This is a genomic window from Lapillicoccus sp. (assembly GCF_046595215.1).
Lineage (GTDB): Bacteria > Actinomycetota > Actinomycetes > Actinomycetales > Dermatophilaceae > Lapillicoccus.
In genome coordinates this window covers 1-5,085 of record NZ_JBKJPP010000186.1, presented here as the reverse complement: position 1 = coordinate 5,085, position 5,085 = coordinate 1, and the positions used below count along the sequence as shown (strand labels likewise).

At 68.2% G+C, this 5,085-nt stretch carries 4 protein-coding genes and 2 pseudogenes; 5 read left to right on the top strand and 1 reads right to left on the bottom strand.

What is annotated here, in order from left to right; genetic code table 11:
- The 5 genes and pseudogenes from ACLL9L_RS15870 to ACLL9L_RS15850 form a co-directional block, all read left to right on the top strand.
- Positions 1–302: pseudogene (locus tag ACLL9L_RS15870) on the top strand (hypothetical protein); the annotation flags it as partial.
- Positions 303–392: 90 nt separating this feature from the next.
- A complete protein-coding gene (locus ACLL9L_RS15865; RefSeq protein ID WP_411285626.1) occupies positions 393–836 on the top strand; it encodes a helix-turn-helix transcriptional regulator in 444 nt (147 codons plus the stop codon).
- Between the two features lie 10 nt (positions 837–846).
- Positions 847–1,257, top strand: a complete 411-nt coding sequence (locus tag ACLL9L_RS15860; RefSeq protein ID WP_411285625.1) for a VOC family protein — start codon at positions 847–849, stop codon at positions 1,255–1,257.
- Between the two features lie 156 nt (positions 1,258–1,413).
- Positions 1,414–1,770, top strand: a complete 357-nt coding sequence (locus ACLL9L_RS15855) for a VOC family protein (protein WP_411285624.1) — start codon at positions 1,414–1,416, stop codon at positions 1,768–1,770.
- 78 nt (positions 1,771–1,848) lie between these two features.
- Complete coding sequence (locus ACLL9L_RS15850; protein WP_411285623.1) at positions 1,849–4,239, top strand: ATP-binding cassette domain-containing protein; 2,391 nt, start codon at positions 1,849–1,851, stop codon at positions 4,237–4,239.
- A gap of 414 nt (positions 4,240–4,653) precedes the next feature.
- Here ACLL9L_RS15850 and ACLL9L_RS15845 read toward each other — a convergent pair.
- Positions 4,654–5,020: pseudogene (locus ACLL9L_RS15845) on the bottom strand (IS256 family transposase); the annotation flags it as partial.
- Positions 5,021–5,085 lie beyond the last annotated feature (65 nt).

Genomic DNA, 5,085 nt, shown 5'->3' with positions numbered 1-5,085 from the left:
TCGACCTGGGGGCCGGCACCGTGACCTGCCCGCCCGATGTCACCGTCCCCATCCAAACCGACAAGACCGGCGGTGGTACCGCGGCCTTCGCCGGCGCCTGCGCTGGTCGCCCGTTGGTCGCCGAGTGCACGACCGCGAAGGCCGGGCGCACCATCAGCATCGGCCGCTACGAGACCGAGCGTACTTCGACCCAGAGGCCTTCACCGAGGCCGAGTAAGGGGACCGAATCTGGTGCATCCTCATTTCCGGCATTTGACATGGGACCAGAGAGCGTCGCCGACCCCATCACGTCGAGGACGTGAGCGGGGCGGACCTGGCCAGAGCGGATGCGGAATGGCGTGGGACGCCGGGGGCGCCGGGCACCTCCGGCGCAACGTGGCACGATCTCGCAGGTGACCAACAGACCCGCCGCGGCGCAGCATCAGCGCGATCTCGCGCGACTGCGCCGCGTCCGTGACCGGATCGACCGGGAGTACGCGCTGCCGCTGGACGTCGAGGCGCTCGCCCGCGGTGCGCACATGTCGGCAGGGCACCTCAGCCGCGAGTTCCGGCTCGCCTACGGCGAGTCGCCGTACTACTACCTGATGACCCGGCGCATCGAGCGCGCGATGGCGGTGCTGCGTCGTGGCGATCTCAGCGTCACCGAGGTCTGTTCCGCGATCGGCTGCTCGTCGTTGGGCACCTTCAGCACTCGCTTCACCGAGCTGGTCGGTATGCCGCCCAGCAGCTACCGGCGCCTCGCGGCGAGCGCGACGTCGGGGATCCCGTCGTGCGTCGCGAAACAGGTGACGAGACCGATCAGGAATCGAGAAGCGGGGGGCACCGGCCGCAGCTAGCGTGACTGCCATGGACATCACCATTCACGCGAGCGTCCTGCCGCACGACGACCCGGATGCATCCCTGGCCTTCTACCGCGACACCCTCGGCTTCGAGGTCCGCAACGACGTCGGATACGACGGGATGCGCTGGATCACCGTCGGCCCCGTCGACCAGCCCGGCACGTCCATCGTCCTGCATCCGCCAGCCGCCGACCCCGGCATCACCGACGACGAGCGCCGCACCATCCTCGAGATGATGGCCAAGGGCAACTACGCCGTCATCCTCCTGGCCACCGCCGACCTCGACGGCACCTTCGATCGGGTGCAGGCCAGCGACGCTGACGTCGTCCAGGAGCCCATCGAGCAGCCGTATGGCGTTCGCGACTGCGCCGTCCGCGACCCTGCGGGCAACTTGATCCGCATCCAGGAGTTGCGTTGAGCCGAACGGCGATCACCGCCATGATCGGGTATGCCGCCCACGATCCAACCGGCGACGGGGATCACGTCGTGCGTCGCGTAACAGGTGTCAATTGCCGAACCATCACTCGTCATCCAGCCAGAGATCCCGACCAGACCCAGGACTTCAGGAGTGACCATGACCGGCTCTTCCACCCAGGAAATCAAGACCCTGCTGCGTCTCATGTCCGACCTGGCGACGACGAAGGCGGTGTGCGCCGCCCTACTCGGCGTACCGCCGCAGACGGACGAGCCCTCTTACGTCGGCTTCGAGTCGGCGGGCCAGCACATCGGGCTGGTGCCGGGCGGTGGACCACAGGGCATGAGCTCACCGGTGGCCCACTGGCACGTGCCGGACCTCGAGGCGAAGCTGGCCAAGGTGACCGCCGCGGGTGCCATCGTGAAGGAGCCCCCGCACGACGTCGGCGGCGGCCGCTCGCTGGCCACCGTCACCGACCCCGATGGCAACGTCCTCGGGATGCTTCAGGACCGATGACTGCCGACCCCCCGCCCCCGCGCTCAGCGTCGACGTGAAACCGAGCGTCGACCAGCCCGCTTCACAGATGGAGACACGATGAGCAAGGCCACGAGGACGGACACGAAGTCGACGGCGCTGCACCTTGCCGACAGCCACGATCTGATCTGCGTTCAGGGCGCGCGCGTGAACAACCTCAAGGACATCAGCGTCGAGATCCCCAAGCGCCGGCTGACGGTGTTCACCGGCGTCTCCGGCTCGGGCAAGAGCTCGCTGGTGTTCGGCACGATCGCCGCGGAGTCTCAGCGGATGATCAACGAGACCTTCAGCGCCTTCGTGCAGGGCTTCATGCCGACGCTGGCCCGGCCCGACGTCGACGTACTCGAGGGGCTGACGACTACGATCATCGTCGACCAGGAGCGAATGGGCTCCAACCCTCGCTCCACCGTCGGCACCGCCACCGACGCGAACGCGATGCTGCGGATCGTCTTCAGCCGACTCGGGCAGCCGCACATTGGTTCGCCTCAGGCGTTCTCGTTCAACGTCGCCTCAATCAGTGGAGCGGGTGCCGTCACCGTGGAGCGCGCCGGACGGACCGTGAAGGAGCGTCGCAGTTTCAGCATCACCGGCGGTATGTGTCCGCGCTGCGAGGGACGGGGCTCGGTCACCGACTTCGACCTGTCTGCACTGTACGACGACAGCAAGTCGCTGGGCGACGGTGCGCTGACCATCCCCGGATACAGCATGGATGGCTGGTACGGCCGAATCTTCAGCGGCTCGGGCTTCTTCGACATGGACAAGCCGATCCGCAGGTACACCAAGAAGGAGCGGCACGACCTGCTCTACAAGGAGCCGACCAAGATCAAGGTCGGGGGCATCAACCTGACGTATGAGGGCCTGATCCCGAAGATCCAGAAGTCGATGCTCTCCAAGGAGCCGGAGTCGATGCAGCCACACGTCCGCGCCTTCGTGGAGCGGGCGATCACCTTCACCGCCTGTCCCGAGTGCCTCGGCACCCGGCTCAGCGCGGCGGCCCGGTCGTCGAAGATCAAGGGGATCAACATCGCCGATGCCTGCGCGATGCAGATCAGCGACCTCGCTGACTGGGTGCGGGGGCTGGACGGACCGTCCGTCGGGCCGCTGCTGGCGTCGCTGGGGGAGGCCCTCGACTCGTTCGTGCACATCGGGCTCGGCTACCTCAGTCTCGAACGCCCGTCGGGCACACTCTCGGGCGGCGAGGCGCAGCGCACCAAGATGATCCGCCACCTCGGGTCGTCGCTCACCGACGTCACCTACGTCTTCGACGAGCCGACGATCGGGCTGCACCCCCATGACATCCAGCGGATGAACCAACTGCTGCTGCGGCTGCGGGACAAGGGCAACACCGTGCTGGTGGTGGAGCACAAGCCGGAGGCGATCGCGATCGCCGAACACGTCGTCGACCTCGGCCCCGGCGCTGGCACCGCCGGTGGCGAGGTGGTGTTCGAGGGCACCGTCGAGGGACTGCGCGCCAGTGGCACGATCACCGGGCGGCATCTGGACGACCGCGCCGCCCTGAAGCCGTCGGTGCGGACGCCGTCGGGGGTGCTGGAGGTGCGCGGCGCAAGCACCCACAACCTACGGGACGTCGATGTCGACATTCCGCTCGGCGCGCTGGTGGTACTCACCGGCGTGGCCGGGTCAGGAAAGAGCTCCCTGATCGGCGGCTCGGTGTCGGGCCGGGACGGGGTGGTGTCGATCGACCAGGGAGCGATCAAGGGCTCGCGGCGCAGCAACCCGGCAACGTACACCGGACTGCTCGAACCGATCCGCAAGGCGTTCGCGAAGGCCAACGGCGTGAAGGCGGCACTGTTCAGCGCCAACTCCGAGGGCGCCTGCCCCACCTGCAATGGCGCCGGCGTCATCTACACCGACCTGGCGATCATGGCCGGCGTCGCCACCACCTGCGAGGAGTGCGACGGAAAGCGGTTCCAGGCCGAGGTGCTCGACTACACCTTCGGCGGCAAGGACATCAGCGAGGTGCTCGCCATGTCGGTCATGGAGGCCGGTGAGTTCTTCAGCGCCGGTGAGGCGAAGACTCCGGCGGCGCACCAGATCCTGGCGCACCTGGCCGACGTCGGGCTTGGCTACCTCAGCCTCGGCCAGCCGCTGCCTACGCTGTCCGGCGGGGAGCGGCAGCGGCTCAAGCTTGCCACCCACATGGCCGAGAAAGGCAGCGTCTACGTCCTCGACGAACCGACCAGTGGTTTGCACCTCGCCGACGTCGAGAAGCTGCTCGGTCTGCTCGACCGGCTCGTCGACTCCGGCAAGTCGGTCATCGTCATCGAGCACCACCAAGCGGTCATGGCGCACGCCGACTGGATCATCGACCTGGGCCCCGGCCCCGGCCACGACGGCGGTCGGATCGTCTTCGAGGGCACACCCGCCGACCTCGTCGCCGGCCGTTCCACCGTCACCGGCGAGCACCTCGCGGCGTACGTGGGCACCTGACCGAGGCCCTCGCGGACACCGTGAGCCGAGTCCTCTCCTCTGAGTTCGACTGGTCCCAGTGGACAGGGAACGGGGCCGTGTTCGACAGGGGCGAGTGGCTCCACCCGTCGACACCGGCACCTGCTCGGCGAAGGAGGCGCGTGCTGGTGGGGACAGCTGGAGTCGCCAGTCGTGACAGGCGGTGCGTCCGGTTCGGCGCGATGCTCGCGGCAGCCGCCACCAACCCGCTGTTCGTCATTGCCGCCGCCGCTCCAGCGACCCGGTTCATCCGCGGGTGGTCTGCGTTTGTTGATCCCGCTGCTGGTATTGGGTGCGGGAGAACTGCGTCAGCCATAGCACCGAGAACGCCACCGCCCGGGCGGCGACGTTGAGGATTCGAGGCTCGGCGCGGGCGAGGTGGTTGCGATCGGGGGTTGCACCCGAGTCCAGGAACTGCTCCAACGCCGCAGCGAAGTCGCCGCTGGACAGGCGATGCAGGTACAGCAGGGGCAACACCTCGACCACCTGCGAGGACTTCCAGGCCCAGGCCGGCAGGATGGCCGAGGAGAACCGCGCCCGCACCCCGGTGGCCTCCTGGACCCGCTTGTCGTTCACCCGCGGCTGCTTGACCGGCACCGCACCGGCTGCCGTGGTCACCTCCCGCTCTGCCTGGTGCCCGTTGCGGACCACCAACCGGTGCTCTCGTTGAGCTGGTCTGCGAACGCGTCGATGTAGGGGGCGACCTCGACCTGCAGGCAGCGAGCATCGCCCGCGGCCCGTCCCGGACCAGCACGTCGAGCAATGACCCGCCAACCCCTGCCGGGGCGTGAGCGTTGGTCTCGTTCTCCTGGTGGACTACCTTGAGCA